Here is a 22,596-nt window from a genome sequence, read left to right on the forward strand (position 1 = left end):
TTAACCATTAGCAATTAGCCATTAGCCATTAGCCATTAGCCATTAGCCATTAGCTATTTACATTTTTAACCTATGTTTAGTTATACTTGTCTACCTGGTATATTCCACAAGACACTAATAGCTTCTATGCAGCGCCTCAAAAAAACTTTTGGCACAGCGCCCCTTGCTTTATTTTTCTTGATTCCTCAACTATGCAGCATCAAAGGTGTATCAGCAAAAGTTGCCTCTCCTTTACTATTGGCAGTTACCTTTGATGAAAAGCTGAAAGACTTTAGCTACTGGTCTAATCTTTGTAATTTACAGGTAGATACACTAAAGTATGAAGAAGCCAAAGCCGCTTGCGAACAGGCGATAGTTCTCAAACCGAAAGATCCCTTGGCTTGGACAGACTATAGTGGTGTACTGCTATTGATGAAACAATATGCACAAGCGATCGCTTCTTCTGAGCAAGCCCTCAAATTTAACTCGAAAACTTCACTAGCATTCACCTATAAGTGCATGGCATTAACGGCTTTGGGACGCAACGAAGAAGCTTTAGATGCTTGCAATCAAGCACTAAAAGTTGATGGAATTTGGGGGAGAAAATCGCCGAAGCTAGCATGGTTAAATCGTGGTGTGATTCTTAGCCAGCAAAATCAGTACGAAAAAGCAATGGTCGCTTACGATCGGACGCTGTTGCTGCAACCCAAAGATTCCCTAACACTGGCATATCGCTGTGAGGCGCTTAACAAACTGGGACAATTTATCGGAGCAATTGCCGCTTGTAATCAAGCAATAGAAGGTAACGGTGATTGGGGAAGTAAAAGCCAGACCTTTGCTTTAGCAAATCGAGCAATTGCACATCGTCAGTTGAACAAATTAGAACAAGCGATCGCTGATTATGACAAATTACTTGCCATCGATCCGAATGATGTGATCGCTTGGGCTGACCAAGCTACAGTTTTAGAGAAACTTTCCCGCAACGCTGAGGCGCTTACCTCCTACGATCGCTCCATTGCTCTTAACCCAAAATACTCCTTTGCACAGGTAGGACGCTGTACTATTCTCAACAAACTTTATCAGTATAAAGACGCTGAAGTAGCTTGTAACGAAGCAATTAAAGGAGATGGCAATTGGCAAGAAATTGGTCTGGCTCAAGCATGGAACGAGCTAGGCGAGGCACAAGCAGGACAGGAACAGTATGAAAAAGCACTTGCGTCTTTACAGCGAACAGTGGGAATGAAACCCGACTACGCAGAAGCTTGGAACAATCGCAGCGTTGCACTTTGGCATTTAGAACGGTATGGCGAGGCGCTTGACTCGACTAAAAAGGCGATCGCACTAAATCAAAACTACACCCAGGCATGGTTTAATCAGGGTACTATCTTGAGCAAGACAAAACAGTATAATTACGCACTTATAGCTTACAATAAAGCGCTGGAAATCGAACCAAACAATGCTGAAGGCTGGGCAAGCCAGAGTGTTATCCAATGGCAGTTAAAAAACTATAACGAAGCACTAGCCTCTACAGACAAAGCTCTTTTATTCAATAGCAAATCCTTTCAAGCTTGGTACAACCGAGGCATAGTGTTAACAGATATGAAACGTTATGACGAAGCCTTGTTCGCATACAAGCAAGCGGTGAAAATCAACCCCCAAAGTGCCGATGCTCTAACCGGACGCGGAGTAGTTCTCTCTAAACTCAAGCGCTATCAACAAGCAATGTCTGTTTTGCAAGCCGCCCTTAAACTCAACGAAAATCAACTTGTAGCAAAAGCAACATTAAAGATAGTTATACAAGAGTTAGCAAAAGAGGCGGAAAGTGTCTCACCATTACTTAAACGGTAAATTGCTAATTGCTAATTGCTAATTGCTAATAACTGTAATCAAAGGAGTTTCAGTGGGTAGACCTAATTTTGAGAGATTAGAAGTTTACAAACTTTCAGAAAAGTTGGCAGATGAAATTTGGCAAATTGTTAAAGGATGGGACTCTTTTACTAAGGATACTATTGGTAAACAAATCGTTAGGGCTGCCGATAGCATCAGTGCAAATATTGCAGAGGGAGAGGGGCGGTATAACTTTCAAGATAATCGACGTTTTATAAAAATTGCGAGAGGTTCTTTATATGAAACAATAAATTGGCTAAGACGAGCATATAAAAGAAATCTTTTAACAAATGAACAAACAAAACTACTCAATCCAATTATTGATGAACTATCACCAAAGCTCAACGCCTACCTAAAATCTATTGGGAATTAGCTAATGGCTAATGGCTAATGGCAATCAGCAATCAGCAATTAGCAATTAGCAATCAGCAATTAGCAATCAGCAATCAGCAATCAGCAATCAGCAATCAGCAATTATGACAATAAAAAAACTCCCACAGACGATAGTCAAAGTTTATTTACAACGGTATCCAATTCAACTTAGGCTGTCTCAGTTCAATGTGCTGAGTCGGTATTCTTGGTTGCAGCCAATTTTGGCAGACATTTACGATGAGTTATTTCCCAAAGCACCGGATACAGTAGAAGAAACTAAAAAGGCTATTTCTGAACCCGTCGTCTTGCCAAAAGAAGCAGGTGTACAATTCTTTAACTCGCCTTACAAGCGCTATCGTTGCTCTCACAAAGATCCTCTGAGGTGCGATCGCTGTTGTCCTACAGCAGAGGATGAGTCCAGAATTAAGGCTTGTCAGTTGTGCGGCTTCCCGACACTTTTGCCATTCAACTCAGAAATTAAGGGCGATCGCGGAACCTATCGCATTGAGAAATATTTAGGTAGGCGGGGAATTGGGCGACTGTATGCCGCTACTCAGCAAGGAATAAATGAACCTGTTGTCATTAAAGAATATCTGTTGCCAGGACGGTATTTCAATGAAGATGAAATACGGCAGCATAAACAAATGTTTAATAATTTGGCTGGTATCAGCCTTGCCGATGGGAGAGTACAAGATTTTCGGTTTTTGCAGCCATTGGAGGCGATCGGCGATGCTTTGGAAGAACGCTGTTATTTAATCATTGATAGGCGATATGACTATCCGACACTGAACGGCTATTTAAGTTTGGCAGCAATGTCAGATCGCCAGGTGAAAAAAGTTGTGCATCAAGTTTTGCAAACACTGGAGTTTCTTCACAGTCAAAAGTTTCGTTTGAAAACAGGAGGAGTGCAAAATGGAATAGTTCATGGCAATCTTAACCTTGACACTTTACTACTAATCAAAGGTGAATCTTTTAGCCAGGATAATCTAGACTTCTTTATTTATCTATCCGATCTAGCAGTATGGGAAAGACTGTTCGATCCAACTCAAGATAAATCTATTTCCTCTTTAAAAAAGTCTGAAGATTTAATTTCTCTGGGTTATATTGGCTTTTATTTGCTAGCAGGAAGAGTTGTTACAGATGGGGGCGAACCCCTCGATCCCAAAAACGAAAAGCATTGGAAAGATGCAGACCCTAAGATGAAGGCATTTTTGCTACGACTGATGGAGTTGGAATTGCCGTTTGAAAATGCTTTTTCTGCCCGTCAGGAATTACAAAGATTGCCCAGTGCATCACTAGCCCTTGCACGCAGAAAAGAAGCAGAACCAGAGATAGAACCTGTTAAAAAGTTTCCCCGCTTACTGGTATTACTTTTGAGTGCTATGGGTTTGGGAATGGTTGGGTGGCTGGTATGGATACTGATTAATAAACCGCAGCCTAGTACCGCTAGGGAGAACGCACCAAAAGTTTGCTGTTTAAAAGATGTGGCAGCAATTCCTCCCGGCAAGTTTACCTACACCTCTACACGCGATGGCATTTGGTACTATGTACTTCGACAACCTGATTTAATTGCCAAAGATCGAAAGCTAGAACAAACACTGCAAGCTGCACAGCCAAAGCTGGATCTGAGTTATCAGCCAGCAGAATCAACAGCAGATGCCATTGCCAAAGTTCAGTCAGGACAAACAGCCTTTGCGATTGTCCCATTGATTCAACCATTACCAACAGACTTAGAGGCACAAATAATTGCCTACGATGGAATAGCCGTTTTCGTCGCTTTTAGCTACGCCCAACGCGAAAAAGGACTACCACAAAAGCTCAATGGACAAATTACTTTAGAGCAATTGCGTCAATTGTATGCAAATAAAATTGATTCTTGGGCGCAGTTGGGGGCTTCGGAATTGCCTGTGAAATTGTATGCACCAAAAGATAAAGAGATGGTGGAAGTATTTGAACAATTAATGTTGAGTAAAAAAGGAGATACTGAAAATAAAAATGAAAAATACTTTACTGCGTCCAATCTGAGAAAACTACCAGATTTTGAGATGATGCGAACGGTAATCCAAGATTTTGAATCCCGACAAATAGGGGGAGTTGGGTTTAGTTCCCTAAGCAAAATTGTTGGTCAGTGTTCAGTTTATCCTTTAGCGTTACAAGGAAAGGCACAGCCTCCGCAACAGGTAATTGTACTGAATAATAACAGAGATATCGACCCCAACACAGACTTGTGTGATAAAAAAGGCAGTTATCATCCCAAGGTTGATTTATTGAAGAACGGACAATATCCTCTGGCATATCCAATTGCGATCGTGTACTCCCGCGATAACGATCGCCCACCCATTGGCGAAAAATTTGCCGAAATTCTCAAAACCCTTGAAGGTCAGCGCTTACTCAGTCAAACGGGTTTAACACCTTTGAAATAAAAAGAATGGCTAATAGCTATTATGAGTTAGCTTGAAAGTGAGTATATTCCCCAAAATCCTTTGTGATACTCCAGAGGTATCGCCATTAGCTGAAAGTGCTTTCTCGACCTCATCAATCCACAAGATATAGGGTGCGATCGCTTCAAGCTTTTCAATCGTGTGAATTTCTTCGCCACTAGCACTTTCGAGCAGTAATTGAAATTCGCCAGTGCGATCGCTCGGAACTTTTGCAGAAATCCTTTGAATGCTTAATTACAGAAAAACTTTTAGCTTATGTTTAAGGCAGGTTCAAGCGTTTACGCGCACCAAAGCGAAACAGCTTATCAGGTAGTATCGCTCTCAGGCGAGGCAACCATTGTGCCTCATTGCCAACACGGTAGCGTAATTGTGGTGACTGGCTTGAAGCAATACGAGCAATCGCTTGTGCAACCTTGTCAGGATTGTCACCTTGTGCAATTGCGCCCTGGACAGATGAGGAAATTACATCACGTACAGTGTCATAATCACTATGAATTGCGGTAGGCTGTAACATGGCTTGGTTTAAGTTGGTCTTAAAGTAACCAGGCTCAACTAAAGACACTTTAATATTGAATGGGTCTAGTTCTACGCTTAATGCTTCGCTATAACCTTCAAGTGCAAATTTGCTTGCAGAGTAAAAACCTTGTCCCGGTGCGCCGATCAGCCCTGCTACTGAACTCATATTGATAATATGCCCGTTACGTTGCTGTCTCATAAAGGGCAAGACAGCATTAGTAACACGTACAACACCCCAAAAGTTCGTCTCAAAAATCTCCTTGGCTTGTTCTAAAGAAGTTTCCTCAATCATGCTGGCATGAATTTGTCCAGCATTATTCACAAGTAGATCAATCCGGTTAGTTCGCGTGAGCAACTGATTAATACACGATTCTATTGAAGAATCAGACGTAACATCTAATGTCAACATTTCCACGCCCTGTGAGGCTGGCTCTTCTTTGCGGCTTGTACCAAAAACACAGTAGCCTACAGCAGCCAGTTTTTGAGCAATTAACTGCCCAAATCCAGATGATGCACCTGTAACTAGAACAACTTTTTGATTAGTCATCAGTTTTTAGCTATCTGCTTTATGTTCATAATAGTTGGAGATATGTTCATATACCTCCTCTGGAAACTGTAAGTCCTTGTAAACGTTACAAGCATCTGGATCATCAGGATTCGGACAGATGAGAAATTCCTGTTGGGACTGCCATTGAAGAATACGCTCGCGTCGAGGCGGGTTATAATCTTTACCTTGTACTTGTAGATACAAGGAACGTGCTTCTTGTTCAGTGAAGTCTTTATCTTTCTGAAGATAGTCAATTAACTCAGACTCACTCAAAAAATGACGTGCCACCATTGCAAACACTAACCTACCGTAATGACCAATATCTTTGCCTGCATCAAGGGATTCAAGCAGATGCGCCATCATATCGTTTTTTTGCAATTCTTGAATTGCCATATATATTTAGTTCCTTGATTTTGAGTATTCGGTCAGCTTCATTTTCATGCCTCTAAATAGTACCTATGTACTGTATAGATGTCCTATCTCTTATGGTTGAATATGAAGATGTATTTACCTAACCGAAAGTGTGACAGTTACAGCAGTTAGACATTTATGGGAGCGAAATGATAATTAACTATCACGCCAAATTGACACAGTAGTAGCCGTAGATTGTTAATTTTCATGTCTTGCTCGATTTTTCCCGCTTTTCCCTCTTCCCTGGCAAGAGGGAAGCAACGCGATTTTCGGGGTTGCTGATTGCGGTATGAAAAATAATTTTGCGTTATTTCAAAATCCTTGTAGAGACGTTGCAATTGCTAGTCTCTACATCCAAATTCATACCTCGATTCAGCAACACCCGATTTTCTGATGTCAGACTTTAAACGAGCGATCGCTAAATCCTAAATTCAGTAAATTAGTAAAATATATACCTCAGAAATAGGTTATTATCTAAGTAATACTGAGAAAAACCTATCTTGATGGTAATATGGTTCAGATAAACTTTTTTCTCCTCCCCTGCTTCCCCTGCTTCCGGTCACTGAGCGTAGCCGAAGTGCTGCTCCCCCTGCCTGTCTCAACGAATAAATTTCCTAACTGAACCGTATTGATCTTGATGGTTGTTTAGTTCATCTTCACCATCGTTGCTGTATCCACCTTTTGCAGATATATCAAATATCTGCTCAAAGAATATTGCGCCTTCAGTTGCCAATGAAGTTACAGCCTCAGTGTCAATGGCTTCTGCGGTAGTCAAGATGCTGGAAAAAATGGGAGTGCAATATGCGTTAGCATTGCTAGTTGTTCGTTGTGGACGAGTGAAAATTCAATGCCCCAATAAATGTCGGTGGCTGATGTATTTTATAGGCAATTCATAAGTAAATATTATATAAATGAAAGTTTTTTATACGTAATATACGCTTTATTGAAAAATTTCCAAGATACTTTAATGGTACAATGTTATAGATTCATGACATTAAGCAATATACTATTAAACTTGTTAATTTAGGATTAATGGGTGTATCTAATATATTGCTCTTAAAGTCTTGAATAAATAATATAGTCGATGCCTCATCTAAAATCTGGGAAAGTAATGCTGTGTGCGTTGTTATCTTTAATGGATGAAGGAGTTTGGATTTGAGATACTATTTTTGCTAATGAACTTGAGACAACTTGTGTTTGCTTATTCCTGTATTTATAAGTAACTACAGCCAAATTTGATCAGTCATTTTTTCTAAGTTGATGCTTATTTACTATTGTGGAGTTTATGAAAGAAAATTTCCCAAAAAAGCGAATTAATTTTCCCTATTTAAGATTATTAAATTACAAAAATCTTCACTTGAAATGGAATAATTACTGGTTTAAGATAACCGGAACCTGGCGGTCATGTCCTCTAACATGCCCTATAGATAAACCTCATCACACACATATTTTTTGGAGTTGGCTTGGTAGTTTCTTAGCAATAGCAGCAACAGCTTACCTGTCTGTGAAAACAAATTCTCCTCTGCTTATGGCTCCGTTTGGTGCTACTAGTGTATTGATATTTGGTGTGCCAGACAGTCCTTTGGCTCAACCCCGTAATGTGATTGGTGGTAATCTCGTAGCTGCTTTAGTCAGCCTAATTGTTCTACATCTTTTCGGTTCGTCACCTTGGACAATGGGAATGGCTGTAGCAACAGCCATTGGGATGATGCAGCTTACTGGAACTCTACACCCACCTTCAGGAGCAGTTGCTTTAGTCGTAATGATGACAAAAGCTCCTTGGCAATTTCTATTAACACCTGCTTTAGAGGGTTCTATTATTTTGGTGCTTTGTGCTGTGGTTTTTAATAATCTGGCACAAGAAAGGACTTATCCCAAGCACTGGCTGTAAGATTTTTAACGTGGTTAGATTCTTCAACGCTATACCCATCAGCCGCAGACAAGCAGCCGATCTACAACCAGTTACCAACGAGAACATAAGCAGCCCAATACCCTGGACGGCTGTAGTTTGGATACTTTTGTAAAAGGGTTACTTGAGCGCGACGCAGAGCTTCTGCTTTTGTAACTTTGGCAGAAACTAACTCACGATAAAACTCACCAACTAAAATTGCAGTGGAGCGATCGCCAACATTCCATAGGCTTGCCATTGTACTCCTTGCACCTGCACGCACAGCAACCCCTGCTAAACCCAGTGTTGCCCGATTATCTCCTTCTGCTGTCTGACAAGCACTTAAGACGAGAAGTTCTAAAGGTTGTGAGTATATTTCATCTCGACGGCGCAACAGCAAATCAAAGTCAGTAACATTAATTGGCCCATCTGCCGCTAATATAAATGTCTCTTCAAGACGAGAACTAAACTGTCCGTGAGTTGCCAGATGAACAATATTAAATGGAATAGAACTAATCTTTCCTTTTAATTCCTGACTGGTGAAATCTTTATCTAAAAGTTTTGTGGTTGCTACTCCTGTTTTTGCAATCAAGTTAAACTCAGATTTTATTTCTGGCAAAGACGGAAATTGTCTAAATTCAGATGGCGGTTGTACCAATCCTCCAACCAAAACCTGTAAATTTTCTTGTGCTAAAGGTTTGGGTTTTTGTAATTGCAATCCCAGATTTAAAGCAACAGCATATTTCTCAACTAAATATTGTTTTCCATCATATAGTGCTGCCATTGGTACATTTCGTAATGCACCATCCAAGACAAAAGCTAAAGTATTGACATTGCTATGTTGTAACTCAGACTCAATTGGTTGAATAAGCCAATTATATACTTGCTTAGAAAGTATTTTAACTTCCTCAATTCTGTCTGGTTCAGTTAAATACTGCCGTAGTTGCCCTAAAGTTTTTTCAACTTCGATTTGAGATTTATTTATTGAGTAGCGTCGCAAAGGCTGCGTGGGAATTTTGATAATGATTTGTAATTGTTCTGGTAAAATAATCGGATAAATAACTGCGGTTGTAGGATTATCTCGATCTACTACTTCATCTAATATAACCTTTGTGACATTTAAGCAGGCTTCCCGAAAAAAATTATCTAAATCTGCTAATTGAAGTGCTTCAATTCGCTGGCGTGCTTTATCTAATGTTTCTTCGCTGATATCTCCTGGCGATAAAAGCAATGCCACTGATTCACGATAAATAGGTTCTACACTTTCCTTAAATGAAAATTCTACATCTCGATTAACTCCGAAAAGGTCATTTCTGAGAGATTGTAACTCATTGACAGCAGCATCATAAGCTGCGATCGCTCCTCTAATATCTCCCTGCTGTTTTAGCAAGCGTCCTAGCTGCCAATACCAGTTGTAGGCGATATCCGGTGCATTTACAGATTCAGCTAACTTAAGTGCTTGTTGTGTCAAATTTTGGGCATTTAACAACTGTTTATTCTGTTCATACAGCTTTCCCAGAGTTCCGATGGCGTAAGATTCTGCTCGTCTATCACCAAGTGCTTGTGCTAATTTTGTTGTTTTAGCAAGCATTTTAGCAGCAAATTCTTTTGACTGATTGACAGATTGCTGTTTGATCAAGCTCTGAGCAAAATGAATTCTGGCATAAACTGCTACCTGAGAGAGTGGTAAATTATCTAACTCAGTAGGAATTTCCTTTAACAGAGGTTGTGCAACTTTCCACTGTTTTGTATTCAATAAGATAGTCAGAAGATTGATTTGTGCCTGAACTTTGGTAAGAGATGAAGGAGTTTTAACTATCGCTTGTTGATAAAAGGCGATCGCACTTTGGTAATCTTCCGCAATTCTAGCAGTATTGCCCAAACTGAGGAGTGTTGCACCAATTTCTGGAAGAGATTGCAATTTCTCGGCAATTTGTAAACTTTGTTGGAGAACTTGACGAGATTTTTCTAAATCACCAGTTAATTGAAGCGTATCTCCCAGCGATCGCAATTCTATAACTTTGGTTAACGAATCTGGTTGAGATTGTAAATTTTGACTTACTTGAGTCAACATTGTTAAAGCACGACGGTAAAATCCTAGTACCTGTAATGCCTGTGCTTGATTAATCTGACTGCGGTTAATACCACTGCAATCGCTACTTGCAGTATATTCCGCCTGGGCTTGTTGCCAAGTTTGTAACGCCTGTTGAGGTTGTCCTTGCTCCAATTCTATACTCCCTTGAATTTCTAGCGTTTGAGCAAGAACGTGCAAGTATTGTTTTGAATTTTGAGTACCTAGCAGTTGCAAACTGTCATTGATTGCCGTATTTGCTTCGGCAAACATCCCACGCTGCTGGGAAACCAAGGCAAGATTACTTAGCGTTACTGCCTGCCTCAGCTTGTCTCCTAATGCTTGATATTCTTGAAAAACCTTCTGCAAAACCTGTTGCGCTTCTACTAACCTTCCTGCTTCATACAATGCTTTTCCCTGTTGTAATAAATCTTTTAAGCTTTCTTCTGGTCTATAAAAATGCTCAATTGGCAAATCAATTGCATGAGATGCTTTTAACACAGGTGAAACGGTAACAAAAATAAATGCTGTGACTAGCAATAGCAGGAGATACCGAGATAAAGAGAAAGCGTTCCACATTTTACTCGTTTTTTGTTGCTGTTTACCTTACTCAGTGCTGAGTTTTGAGTAAATTAAAACTTACTCAATATTTATGTACGTTGTGGGTGGTCTTTCAACTCAGCACTTAACACCTTAATTTCCCGACTCTGACTGATGAATTCTAAATTCTGCTATAAGTTTAAGCATCAAAAACTGTGCATCCTGCATAAACCTGAGTAACGCACGTATGGATAAGTGTGACATTCCATAGCATTAGGAAAAACATACATGCTTACCAAACACCATAAATCTTTACTTTAACCAATCGGCCAATTCCACGTTATGCGGCTGCTCAAAACAACCCTATCAAGACCTAAAACACCAGTGAGTCTTGAGAATAGGTGAATTTGTGCTGGACAAAAAACACTGGCTGCAGCAGCAGACATCTAACAAACATACAACACACAAAAAAGTAAACACAAATTTATGACGATTATTTCTGGAACGATTACTGCTGGCAACGACATTATTGTTGCCGATGCTGCAAATGACTTGATTGATGCTCTAGCAGGCAATGATTTCGTCAGGGGTGGTGATGGCAACGATACCCTAATTGGTAGTGATGGCAACGATACTCTCAATGGAGAAGTTGGCAATGACTCCCTTAATGGCGGAAACGGTAATGACAACCTCATTGGCGGTGTGGGCAATGACACCTTAAATGGAGGCAATGGGCTTGACCGAGTTCAAGAGTCAAACAATGGTAACTTTACTCTCAGTAATGCTACCCTGTCCGGCAACGGCATCGACAGCCTCATCTCAATCGAGAGCGCTTTCTTGACAGGTGGCGGAGGCAATAACTTGATTGATGCCTCAGCGTTTACTTTGGGAGGTGTGATTTTAAATGGCGGTGCTGGTAACGATACCCTTCTGGGTGGAACCCGCAATGATACCCTCACGGGCGGTGCAGGGAATGACATCTTAAATGGGGGCAATGGCTTGGATCGAGTTCAAGAGTCAGCCAATGCTGACTTCGCCCTGCTTAACACTACTTTATTCGGCAACGGCATCGACAGCCTCATTTCAATCGAGAGCGCTTTCTTGACAGGTGGCGTAGGCAATAATTTGATTGATGCCTCAGCATTTACTTTGGGAAATGTGACTTTAAGTGGTGGCGATGGTAACGATACCCTACTAGGTGGAACGCGTAACGATACACTAACGGGCGGACTTGGTAATGATATACTCAATGGTGGGTTAGGCAGCGATCGCGTTGAAGAGTCGGGTAATGTTAACTTCACTTTAAGCAATACTGCCCTAATCGGCAACGGTACAGACAGTCTGGTTGGAATTGAGAGCGTCTTCCTGACTGGTGGCGTAGGTAATAACAGTCTTAATGCCTCAGCATTTACTTTAGGAAGTGTGACTTTAAACGGTGGCGCTGGTAACGACACCTTACTAGGTGGAACACGCAATGACTTTCTCACGGGTGGACTTGGCAATGACCTCCTACTTGGAGGCGATGGCTTTGACCGAGTGATTGAAGAAGGTAATATCAACTTCACTCTAAGCGGTTCGACTCTAACTGGCAACGGCACGGATATTCTGAGTTCTATTGAACGAGTTGATCTGACCGGCGGTGCGGGTAACAATCGGATCGATGCTTCTGGCTTCACCATTGCAGACGTTAGGGTTAGAGGTCTAGATGGAAATGACACCATCATCGGCGGATCTCAAGCTGACGACCTTGATGGTGGCAACGGTAACGACAGCCTTGATGGTGGAGGCGGCGATGACTTTATCGTTGACTTTGGTGGCAATAACACCCTCAGGGGGGGCGCAGGTAATGACCAACTTCAAACTGGGAGTGATAATAACCTGCTTGATGGAGGAGACGGCAATGATGGACTCTTTGCTGGTTCCGGCAATGACACCCTCTTAGGAGGATTGGGTAATGACAGACTCTCTGCGGGATCGGGCAATGACTCTCTCATCGGCGGAGATGGCAATGACACGCTCCTGGGTCAGCTGGGTAGCGATACCCTGAATGGCGGTGCGGGCATTGATGAGGTGGTTGTGTCATTGAATACAGATGTTAATGTTATCCTGACTGACTCTATTATCTTAGGTGAAGGATTAGATTTCCTGACTAGCATTGAAAAAGCAACCCTGCTCGGTAGTACCGGGGCAAACTCCTTGAGTGCGGCTAGTTTTTCAGGAACGGTAAGGCTTGATGGCAATGACGGCAACGATACCCTGAATGGAGGACGCAGCAATGACACCCTCATTGGTGGATTTGGCAATGATATCCTCTCTGGGGGCGCTGGCAATGACATATTGACTGGCGGTGCTGGTTTTGATTCCTTCACTTTCAGTACTGGCAGAGCCTTTAATACTAACGATGTTGGTTTGGATACTATCAATGATTTCACGTCCGGCGATAAAATTGTCTTATCTAAGACAACATTCAATGCACTCGAAAGCCTTGTAGGTGGTACATTGCTTCCTTCTGACTTTGAAGTAGTTGATAGCTTCTTTGAGTTGTTCACAAGCAATGCTGAGATTGTTTATAACTTTGTCAGTGGTGATTTAGCTTATAACCCGAATGGCTCTGTGCTTGCTGGTGGAAATTCTGGCGAGGCGATTATTGCCAACCTAGTCGGATCGCCCAATAATATTACTGCTAGCAACTTCACCGTTGCGATCTAGGAGAAGATTGAATTGCAAGCGGTATACATCTATACCAGAACTTTGCCGCTTGCATTTCTAAATTTTATAACTGCGATGAGAGTAGAAAAGTTCAAACAAATAACTTGTGAACATTAACTAGAATCTTACTTTCTCTATCTATCATCAGGTAAACAAAACTTAAACTCTCAAGATAAAGTGTTTCTAATAGATTACCAGATTGCTGGAGAGCAAACTAGCAGCGATCGCTTATTGCTAGAGAGCCAGCAATGGGATGTTGAGTCGTTACCATCGCTTACCTCAGAGCAGTTGATTGAATCAGCCGAGGCGATCGCAGTTGAACTGGAGACAAGAGTTATTTTTGATGCCGATGGCAGTGTAAACTGGTGTGGGTTCCACGATCTATCTATACCTTCGTCTCTGTTCGCGCAGCGTGGCGTAGCCATACTGATTTGCGTAGGCAGGGAATAGGCAATAGGCAATAGGCAATAGGCAACGTAAAATAAAGCTTTCTCGTTGTACTGAGCTATTTCAAAAATCAAATATGAGTCCTATAGATAGTTTTTGTTAACATTTATATCTTTATTTCCTGATTCCAAGCAAAAGTTTCTTTTTATGCTGGGAGAGTACAATGTCTGGGAAATCTACACATTGGTATTGGCTGCAAAGATTGGGAATTACTATAAGTAGCACCATAGTTTTTTGGTCAAATTGCTCACTTGCCCAAATCACCCCAGACGCTACTCTTCCAAGTAATTCCAATGTTAGACAAGAGGGCAACACCAGCATTATTGAAGCCGGAACTCAAGCAGGAAGTAATCTTTTTCACAGTTTTCAAGAGTTCTCTGTTCCAACTAACGGCACAGCTTTTTTTAATAATCCTACCGATGTTCAAAATATTATTAGTCGGGTAACAGGTGGCTCTGTTTCTAACATTGATGGATTAATTCACGCTAATGGTACAGCTAATCTATTTTTGATTAATCCGCGTGGGATTATTTTTGGACAGAATGCGCGGTTAAATATTGGTGGTTCATTTGTAGGTAGCACAGCTAGTAGTTTAAAATTTGCTGATGGCTTTGACTTTAGTGCAATCGCTCCCCAAACAACACCCTTATTAACTATAAATACTCCTATCGGCTTGCAATTTGGGCAGAATTCTGGAGATATTCGCGTCCAGGCTATTAGTGGTTCGGCCAGCAGTGTGCAAGGGCTTGGACTAAGAGTACCATTCGGTAAAACTTTAGCTCTTGTAGGTGGCAATGTCATCCTAGAGGGTTCTTTTCTGAATGCTCCAGGGGGGCGGATTGAATTAGGTAGTGTCACCGGAGTTAATCAGGTAAATCTCAACCAAACAAGCCAAGGCTGGATTTTTAATTATCAAAATACAAACAACTTTGGTAATATTAAAATGTTTAGAAGTTTTGTAGATATTGCTATTGAAGAAGATAATAACATTCAAGGGCAAAGTGAGAAAGGTGCAATTTCTTTGAATGCATCACAGGTAGATATCCAAAGGTCTATTGTGACAGCAAATACTTTTACATCTGCACCTGGTGGCGATGTCAATATTAATTCCAAACAATTAACTATTAATCAATCAACAGTATCAAGTCGAACATTTAACAGTGGAGTTGGCGGGAATGTCACTGTAAATGCTTCTGAGTCTGTACAAATATTTAATGTTAACAATAGTTTGTTTCCCAGTGCTTTAACTACTGAGATATCAGAGCTTGGACAAGTAGCAACTGGAAATGGGGGAAATTTAACAGTTAATACTAGGCGATTAATTGTGAATAACGGAGGAAAAGTAGCAACGGGGACACAAAGTGCCGGAAAAGCAGGAGATTTAATTATTAGAGCTACGGACGCAGTAGAGTTGAGTGGCTTTTTGAGCAGTATAGAAACTCAAAGCACCCCTAATACTACAGGAAATGCCGGTAATTTAATTATTGAAACAGGCAAATTAACTGTTCAGGGAGGGGCACAAATCAGTAGTGGTACTCTTGGTGCGGGGGCAGGTGGCAATTTAATAGTGAAGGCTTCACAAATAGATATAATTGGACGTTCAGCTAATGAAAATACTCCTAGTGGCTTGTTTACTCGAACCAACAGCACTGGCAAAGCAGGAGACTTGACAATTAATACTGCTGGTTTGCGGGTTTTGGGTGGAGCAATTATCTCCTCTGAAACCATTAGTTCAGGAAATGGCGGGAGTTTAAAAATAGATGCTGCTGACATTATACAAGTAGCTGGTCGCTCGAATAATGGTCGTCCTAGTAGGTTAACCGCTAGTACTGAAGGGTCAGGAAAAGCTGGAAACTTAATAATTTCTACACCGCAATTACTTATCTTTGACGGGGCACAAGCAACAGTTAGTAGCAGTCAAGAAGGTGAGGCGGGAAACCTTGACATTACCGCTAACTTGGTGCGGCTGGATAACGGTAAGATTACTGCACAGACTAACTCCGGTAATGGCGGAAACCTGAATTTTAAAGTTACAGATTTACTACTGTTACGCGATGAAAGTGAGATTTCTACTAATGCTGGCAGAGCACAACAACCAGGAAATGGCGGTAATATTGACATCAATGATCGAGATGGTTTTATAGTCGCCCTACCTTTGGAAAATAGTGATATTACAGCTAATGCTTACACTGGTAGAGGTGGGAGAGTAAATATTACTGCTTTTGGTATTTTTGGTATTCAGCCTCGTCAAAATCTAACTTCTCTGAGCGACATAACTGCCAGTTCAGAATTGGGTGTAGACGGCACTGTAGAACTTAATACACTTGATGTTGACCCTAGTCGGGGATTAGTGGAGTTACCTGTAAATTTGGTTGATGCTTCAGAGCAAATCGCTCAAGGTTGCACCCCTAGACGTGGGCAAACCAATAGTTTTGTTGTCACAGGACGGGGAGGAATGCCTTTAAGTCCTAGTGAACCATTGCGTCAAAGGGCAGTTATTACCCAATGGGTGACACTGGATGAAGAAATAGGAAACGAGAGAGATGCCCCAGCAAAAACAACTTTAGCTGAAAATCAACAGCCAATTATTGAGGCTCAAGGATGGGTAGTAGATAAACGAGGTGATGTTCAGCTTGTGGCTCAAGTACCAAATGAAGTGAGAATTCAGGAGTCAGGAGTCAGAAGTCAGAATAGATTTTGTAGTGCTGGTTCGTGATATCGTGTCCTTGCGTTATTTCAAAATCCTTGTAGAGACGTTGCAATGCAACGTCTCTACATCGCAATGCAACGTCTCTACATCGCAATGCAACGTCTCTACATCGCAATGCAACGTCTCTACATCCGGCGTTGCATAAAACAGGGATGAATTATTGAACCGCGAAGACGCAAAGTGCGCGAAGGAATTAGGTTTATGAATTCGCAAAAATTAAAAAACATCCCGCAAATATGCAACGCCCTACATCCAATTTCATACCTCGATTCAGCAACACCCCGGACATGATATGAGATAATGATTTTGTACTCAAAACCGTAATATTTCTCTATCATACCCATCTGGTGTCGGTTCAACTTCCCATACCAAACCTTCTCCTGGCTCCAACTCTACATCAATATAAAGCTGAGGCATCGCTTCTATTGCGGTATCTTCATTATTAATAAAAGGTTGCAAATCTTCGGTTAACAGTCTCAGTTTAAATCCTGCTGGAATCATTGCATCTGGATTTGCATTGCGTAATTCAAACCGCCATAAATTGTCTTCTAAGTTACCTCTTGGAAATACGCGCAACTCGTAAGCTTGATTAGCAACCGTCAATTGCCGAGACAGAGATACACTAGTTTCTCGGCTTCGCAGACCACGAGGAGCTAATTGCAATCTAGTCATTCCCCAACCAAGCTGTTGGGCTAAATTTGATACTCCTGCTTGCAACCATTCCTGAATTGACCACTGCTCAGATAACCCTTGTCGTCGCTCGTACAACCGTTGTCGCCAGCCGCCATGTGCTAATAATGCACCCCAATGTTCAAAGGGAATTGCTAAACGCCCAAAGACTACTTCCGAATTGCCCAGTCGTTGCAGTAAGTTTTCTGCTTGTGCTAAAGGTAATGTCGGTAAAGGTGCAACTGACTCACGTAAAACTTCTTCTGGGCAAAGTTGACGGCTAATCCACAAACCATTGATGTCTTTAATTAAATCATTTTCATCTAAACAGTAGGCGCGATCGCTTGCATCATACACCCCCTTGGTTTTCAATTGACGATGAGTCGTATATCCCCAAATTGTTACCCAGCCAGCATTAGGATTAACTTGTAGTGCAATATAATAGTCAGCAACCCAATCGGGAATATCTACCCATTCTTGGGGTACGCGCAATTCTGCTGTGTCAATTGCTGTTGTGGGAATTAATACTAATCGTATCTCTTCACAAGCGATCGCAGTTCCATTTACAAATTCCCAAAAACTGGGTAAAGCTGCTGTTTGAGTCCAAACCCTAGCATTTTCAACTTCTTCTCTTAACCACGGTAAAAATGCATCTAAGCACATTTGGTTAAGACGACCTCGCCAGCGTGCGCCTGATGTGGAAAAACCTGGTAATTCTAGGGTTTGCGATGATAACGAAATTTCTAAGGTGAGCTGTTCTGGAATTGGGGTGACATCAAAAGTCATTTTAAAGACTCCACTGGCGACGACAGAACGAGAGGACGATAGTGAGCAATCAACCATTCTTCTAGGGAATTGCTCATACTGTCGATTACGTCAGATTTCATCGGAATATGCAGTGCTTTTTGACTCCATTGAGCTAACTCTATTAGTAATGTCTTTTTGATTTTCGTTAATTGCCGAGAAACCGTATATTGTTTGATTCCTAGCTGTTGAGCAATTTGCTGCTGGGTTAATTCTTGCTTGTAGTATGTTTGCAGAACTACTTGGGCTTGGGTATCTAATTTTGCTAGCGCATCGCTCAAAACCTGATTAATTTCTGTACTTTGCAACGCGATGTTTTCTATTTCTTCTTGGATAATTATTTCATTCAACACCGAGTCTTGAAAATTGTTCGTCAGCCGGTCGAGCAATTCGCCCGTTTCTTGCCCAGGTGCAGGGATATCCAGGGAAACTAAGGTGGGATATTGAAAGGAACGCACGGCTTTGGCACAAGTAATTAACCAAGTTTCCAAACTTTCGGGAGTGCAAGCAGGACTGGGAGAATTTAGCTGACTGAGACGTTCGGTATTGTAAAGTTGCGCGATCGCCTGTAATGTCAAATTATCCGGTTTAATGAGTTTGTGAGCAGTTGCAACTTCGTGGGGTGCATAAAATTGCAAAAAACAACTCCAAGCTAAAACATAACGCTCAATGATTTGGGATGGATAACCTGCCTGTTTGAGAGATTCGACCAAACGCTTTTGACTCAGTTTGTGCAGCAATCCCCAGTCAGTACAGATATCAACTTCTTGACGCTTGCGTAATAAGTCTTTGATCAGATTACTAAAGGTGTATTCTGCATAGATTTTCAAATTTGAACCCAATTGTGGGTTAAAGCCTTTCATAACTTTATCAACACGAGCGATCGCTGTTTGAAAAAAGTCAGCAACAGAATGTTGCCCTGGTACATTCATCTTCATTTTTCTCGCAACCCAGTAGCAAACTTCCTGCAAATAGGCTGCAATGTGAGCAACCGCAATTGGATTTGCTTGGATTTGCCAAATCCGATGCCAGTAAATTGTCCAAAAGATTTCTGATTCTTGCTTAAAAGACTGTTCTAAAGTATTTTGCATACTCCGTCGCAGTTTAGGATCAGTAACCCAACGGTCAAAGCTATCACCTTTAAACAGTAAGAAGGTGGAAAAAACTTCGATAATATTTTGTCTTATATGCATGAGACTTTAATTTTTATATAAACAGCGAATAAATCTAAACGGTGTTGCTGAATCGAGGTATGAATTTGGATGTAGAGACGTTGCAATGCAACGTCTCTACAAGGATTTTGAAATAACGCAAAATTATTTTTCATACCACAATCAGCAACACCATCTAAACTACTTTCTGTTGATTATATTTTCCTGAAATTGAGCAAACTTATTTTTTTCCCTCTCCTACGAGGCTACGGTGTACACACAAGTTATCGAATCACTACCAGTCTTCTAATTACCCCACCCTAACCCTCCCCGTATGTATTGGGGAGGAAACTAGATTTTCTTGTTTCCCCCCAATACATCGGGGGGATTAAGGGGGGTAATTCGACTTGTGTATACCCTAAGCTCTTCGGGAGGGGAAAATTTGACGTAAGTCAAATGCGGGGTGGGGTTCTTTTTTTGATTTATGCAAGAAGTCTAATCAATATATAAGTTAGTTACAACAATTGTTGCAATGATTTAAACGTTTCTTATATATGGAGGATCATTTGTTGCAAAGTATTAAACATTTGCAGCAATTGATTATACCTTTGCAAGAAATGCTTAAGCGTTTCTTATATATGGAGGATCATTTGTTGCAAAGTATTAAGCATTTGCAGCAACGACTTATACCTTTGCAAGAAATGCTTAAGCCTTTCTTATACATGGCAGAACATTTGTTGCAAACGTTTCAATTTTGATGGCTAGTGTTTGAATTTGAGCAATGACTATTTGGTTGAACTGGCGTGGATTTAGGAGGATCTGAAGTTTTGAGACATTAGCCAGCACTTTTCAAACAACCTCTTGCGTCGTCTAGCTGTCTAAAGATTTACTTTATAAATGATCTCTTAGCGATCGCGTTCAGAGAAAATGAGCAAAGTTGAGAGAAGCAGGGATTTTAGTATTTACAACATAAATAAGAGAACTGTAGATGATATCTCAATAAAGAACTACTTACAATCGTTAAAAGATAATTTTTATTCTGACAGTGACTAAATTGGTAGTTTTGAAATTTGGCAAAGGAAGTTTTGAGGCAGGGTTTGCTGTTACTCTCCAGATTGGAGAAGAAAACAGCCGCCCTGAAAGTGAAGTTATCGGCGAACTTCCGCCAGAGAGAGAATTACCGCTAAATTTCAATTGTTGGCAAGCGATTTATCGTAGCCTAGATTTTGCTGGTCGTCCTAAAGGGCTACCAAAACAAAAGCTGTTAATTTCAAATGACCAAGAATGTCTCGAAGTATCGCAACAATTACGCGATCGCTTTAATTATTGGTTGCAATCAGCATCTTTTTGCCCAATCCGCGAAAAATGGCTGGAAAAGCTTCAGACATCTGACATAATTAGGGTAATTGTGCAGACTCAAGACTATCAGCTTCAAAAGCTCCCTTGGCATCTTTGGGAGTTAATAGAGCGTTACCCAAATGCAGAAATTGCTTTAAGTGCCAATATTTATGAAAAAGTCAATTTTTCTTCAATATCAACTGCAACTGTCAAAATTTTGGCATTATTAGGCGATAGTCAGGGAGTGGATATAGCCACAGACCGTTTACTTTTAGAGCAACTGCCTAACACAAAAATTTACTTTCTTGTAGAACCATCTTGTGAAGACTTAACAGATAATCTCTGGCAGCAAAATTGGGATATTCTATTTTTTGCCGGACATAGTTCAAGTCAAAATACAGGAGAAACCGGGCAAATCTACATTAACCAAACAGAAAGTTTGACAATTAGTCAGTTAAAATATGCTCTCAAGCAAGCAGTTGAGCGCGGTTTAAAGTTAGCAATTTTCAACTCTTGTGATGGTTTAGGATTAGCGCGAGAATTTGCTTTTTTACAGATTCCTCAGTTGATTGTCATGCGTGAACCTGTACCAGACCGCGTGGCCCAGACGTTTCTCAAGCATTTTTTGCAAGCTTATGCTGGAGGTAAATCGCTTTATTTAGCAGTGCGCGAAGCTAGAGAAAGGCTGCAAGGACTGGATGGGCAATTTCCCTGTGCAAGTTGGCTACCCGTGATTTATCAAAATCTCGCGGAAATACCACCAAGTTGGCAGGAGTTGATTGGCACTGGGGCATCGGTTTCTCCCACTCCATTACTCTCCACTCCAATTCAAAATTCAAAAAATGCAGGTAAGCATTCAAAACTTCATTTTTTTTGGCTCATCTGCACAAGTTTAGTCATTACTAGTTTAGTTATGGGTGTACGATATCTGGGAATGCTGCAAGGATTGGAGTTACAAGCATTCGATCAATTGCAGCGACTACGCCCAGACGAAAAGCCTGATTCTCGCTTGTTGGTTGTGACAATTACCGAAGAAGATGTGCAATCACAGTCGCAAGAAAAACCCCAAGGTTCTCTCTCAGATGAATCGCTGTTGAAATTGTTGAAGAAATTAGAGGCGTATCAACCACAAGGAATAGGATTAGATATTTATCGCGATCGCGCTGTCAAGCCAGAGTTACCAGAACTTGCAAAGCATCTGTACAATACTAAATATCTAAGTGCAGTTTGTCGAGTTAGCGATCGCCAATCTGAGCATCCCGGTATCAAACCCCCACCGGAAATACCACCAGAACGTTTAGGCTTTAGTGATTTAGTCATCGACCCGGATAACATTATCCGTCGCCATTTGCTAGCATTAACACCGCCACCCTCTTCACCTTGCAAAGCCCAATATGCTTTTAGTGTACAAGTTGCACTGCGTTATTTAGCTGCTTACAACATATCGTTAAAATTTAGCAGCGATGGTGCTTGGAAACTAGGCAAAACAACTTTTCAACCACTAACAGCGCACACCAGTGGCTACCAAAGTATTGATGCTTCCGGACATCAAATTTTGTTGAATTACCGCACCCAGCGTTCATTAGAAAAATTTGTACCGCAGGTGACATTAACAGAAGTACTAGCAGGAAAAATTAACCCTAGTACAGTAAAAAACAAAATTGTTTTGATTGGTACAACAGCCCAAAGCTTTCAAGACTCCTCATCCACACCTTACATCACAAATGAAGGTGCGATCGAGAAAATACCAGGTGTTATTCTACAAGCGCAAATGATTAGTCAATTGTTAAGTGCAGCCCTTGATGGGCGATCGCTTCTATGGGCTTGGTCTGTTTGGCAAGAAATAATCTGGATTTGGGGATGGTCGCTAACAGGAAGTTTACTGGCTTGGTACATTCGACCATTATTCTATTTAGGAATTGTAACTTCAATTGCGATCGCCAGCCTCTACGGAGTCTGCTTTGTTGTTTTAATTCAGTGCAGCGCTTGGATACCACTAGTTCCCTGTGCGATCGCCCTCATTAGTAGTATTATCCTAATTGCCTACTACATAAGAAATTTTCCCCACTCTGCGTAAACTACACATATTTTTGTGATTACTAAATATAGAGATGAC

The 22,596-nt window shown here is 41.1% G+C and carries 14 protein-coding genes; 8 read left to right on the plus strand and 6 right to left on the minus strand.

The genetic code is table 11. The annotated features are described in order from the left end of the window. Window positions 1-126 precede the first annotated feature (126 nt). From RMX98_RS24500 to RMX98_RS24510, 3 genes are all read left to right on the plus strand, one after another. The gene (locus RMX98_RS24500) at window positions 127-1,827 is read left to right on the plus strand and encodes a tetratricopeptide repeat protein (protein WP_322677799.1); all 1,701 of its coding nucleotides are present in this window, start codon (window positions 127-129) and stop codon (window positions 1,825-1,827) included. Window positions 1,828-1,879: 52 nt separating this feature from the next. Then, the gene (locus RMX98_RS24505) at window positions 1,880-2,239 is read left to right on the plus strand and encodes a four helix bundle protein (RefSeq protein WP_322677800.1); all 360 of its coding nucleotides are present in this window, start codon (window positions 1,880-1,882) and stop codon (window positions 2,237-2,239) included. 103 nt (window positions 2,240-2,342) lie between these two features. Beyond that, window positions 2,343-4,661, plus strand: coding sequence for a substrate-binding domain-containing protein (locus tag RMX98_RS24510; RefSeq protein ID WP_322677801.1), 2,319 nt, complete (start codon window positions 2,343-2,345; stop codon window positions 4,659-4,661). Window positions 4,662-4,938: 277 nt separating this feature from the next. Here the strand turns inward: RMX98_RS24510 and RMX98_RS24515 are convergent, their stop codons facing one another. The 3 genes from RMX98_RS24515 to RMX98_RS24525 form a co-directional block, all read right to left on the minus strand. Continuing rightward, entirely contained in the window at window positions 4,939-5,742 is an 804-nt protein-coding gene (locus tag RMX98_RS24515; protein ID WP_322677802.1) for an SDR family NAD(P)-dependent oxidoreductase, read from the minus strand. 6 nt (window positions 5,743-5,748) lie between these two features. Beyond that, window positions 5,749-6,135: a hypothetical protein gene (locus RMX98_RS24520; protein ID WP_322677803.1), complete on the minus strand. Its 387-nt coding sequence runs from the start codon at window positions 6,133-6,135 to the stop codon at window positions 5,749-5,751. A 616-nt stretch (window positions 6,136-6,751) separates the two neighbouring features. After that, window positions 6,752-6,928 (minus strand): hypothetical protein, encoded by a 177-nt coding sequence (locus RMX98_RS24525; RefSeq protein WP_322677804.1) that lies wholly within the window; start codon window positions 6,926-6,928, stop codon window positions 6,752-6,754. A gap of 729 nt (window positions 6,929-7,657) precedes the next feature. Between RMX98_RS24525 and RMX98_RS24530 the strand changes: the two genes are divergently transcribed. Next, the gene (locus RMX98_RS24530) at window positions 7,658-8,044 is read left to right on the plus strand and encodes an HPP family protein (RefSeq protein WP_322677805.1); all 387 of its coding nucleotides are present in this window, start codon (window positions 7,658-7,660) and stop codon (window positions 8,042-8,044) included. Between the two features lie 61 nt (window positions 8,045-8,105). Here RMX98_RS24530 and RMX98_RS24535 read toward each other — a convergent pair whose 3' ends face one another. Further along, the gene (locus tag RMX98_RS24535; protein ID WP_322677806.1) at window positions 8,106-10,691 is read right to left on the minus strand and encodes a CHAT domain-containing protein; all 2,586 of its coding nucleotides are present in this window, start codon (window positions 10,689-10,691) and stop codon (window positions 8,106-8,108) included. A 447-nt stretch (window positions 10,692-11,138) separates the two neighbouring features. On the opposite strand from RMX98_RS24535, the gene RMX98_RS24540 reads away from it, so the two are divergent. From RMX98_RS24540 to RMX98_RS24550, 3 genes are all read left to right on the plus strand, one after another. Further along, window positions 11,139-13,361 carry a calcium-binding protein gene (locus RMX98_RS24540; protein ID WP_322677807.1) on the plus strand — a complete coding sequence of 741 codons (2,223 nt, stop codon included), beginning with the start codon at window positions 11,139-11,141 and terminating at the stop codon, window positions 13,359-13,361. A 177-nt stretch (window positions 13,362-13,538) separates the two neighbouring features. Next, a complete protein-coding gene (locus RMX98_RS24545) occupies window positions 13,539-13,811 on the plus strand; it encodes a hypothetical protein (RefSeq protein ID WP_322677808.1) in 273 nt (90 codons plus the stop codon). A gap of 160 nt (window positions 13,812-13,971) precedes the next feature. Next, on the plus strand, window positions 13,972-16,524 hold the full coding sequence (locus tag RMX98_RS24550) for an S-layer family protein (protein WP_322677809.1): 2,553 nt from the start codon (window positions 13,972-13,974) through the stop codon (window positions 16,522-16,524). Window positions 16,525-16,830: 306 nt separating this feature from the next. On the opposite strand, the gene RMX98_RS24555 is transcribed toward RMX98_RS24550, so the two are convergent. Then, complete coding sequence (locus RMX98_RS24555) at window positions 16,831-17,973, minus strand: DUF1822 family protein (RefSeq protein ID WP_322677810.1); 1,143 nt, start codon at window positions 17,971-17,973, stop codon at window positions 16,831-16,833. Then, the gene (locus RMX98_RS24560; protein ID WP_322677811.1) at window positions 17,970-19,184 is read right to left on the minus strand and encodes a sigma-70 family RNA polymerase sigma factor; all 1,215 of its coding nucleotides are present in this window, start codon (window positions 19,182-19,184) and stop codon (window positions 17,970-17,972) included. The genes RMX98_RS24555 and RMX98_RS24560 overlap by 4 nt, the downstream gene beginning before the upstream one ends. A 1,003-nt stretch (window positions 19,185-20,187) precedes the next feature. On the opposite strand from RMX98_RS24560, the gene RMX98_RS24565 reads away from it, so the two are divergent. Then, window positions 20,188-22,557, plus strand: coding sequence for a CHASE2 domain-containing protein (locus tag RMX98_RS24565; RefSeq protein ID WP_322677812.1), 2,370 nt, complete (start codon window positions 20,188-20,190; stop codon window positions 22,555-22,557). The last annotated feature ends 39 nt before the right edge of the window (window positions 22,558-22,596 follow it).

This window comes from Nostoc sp. DedQUE02 (genome assembly GCF_034531035.1).
GTDB lineage: Bacteria > Cyanobacteriota > Cyanobacteriia > Cyanobacteriales > Nostocaceae > Nostoc.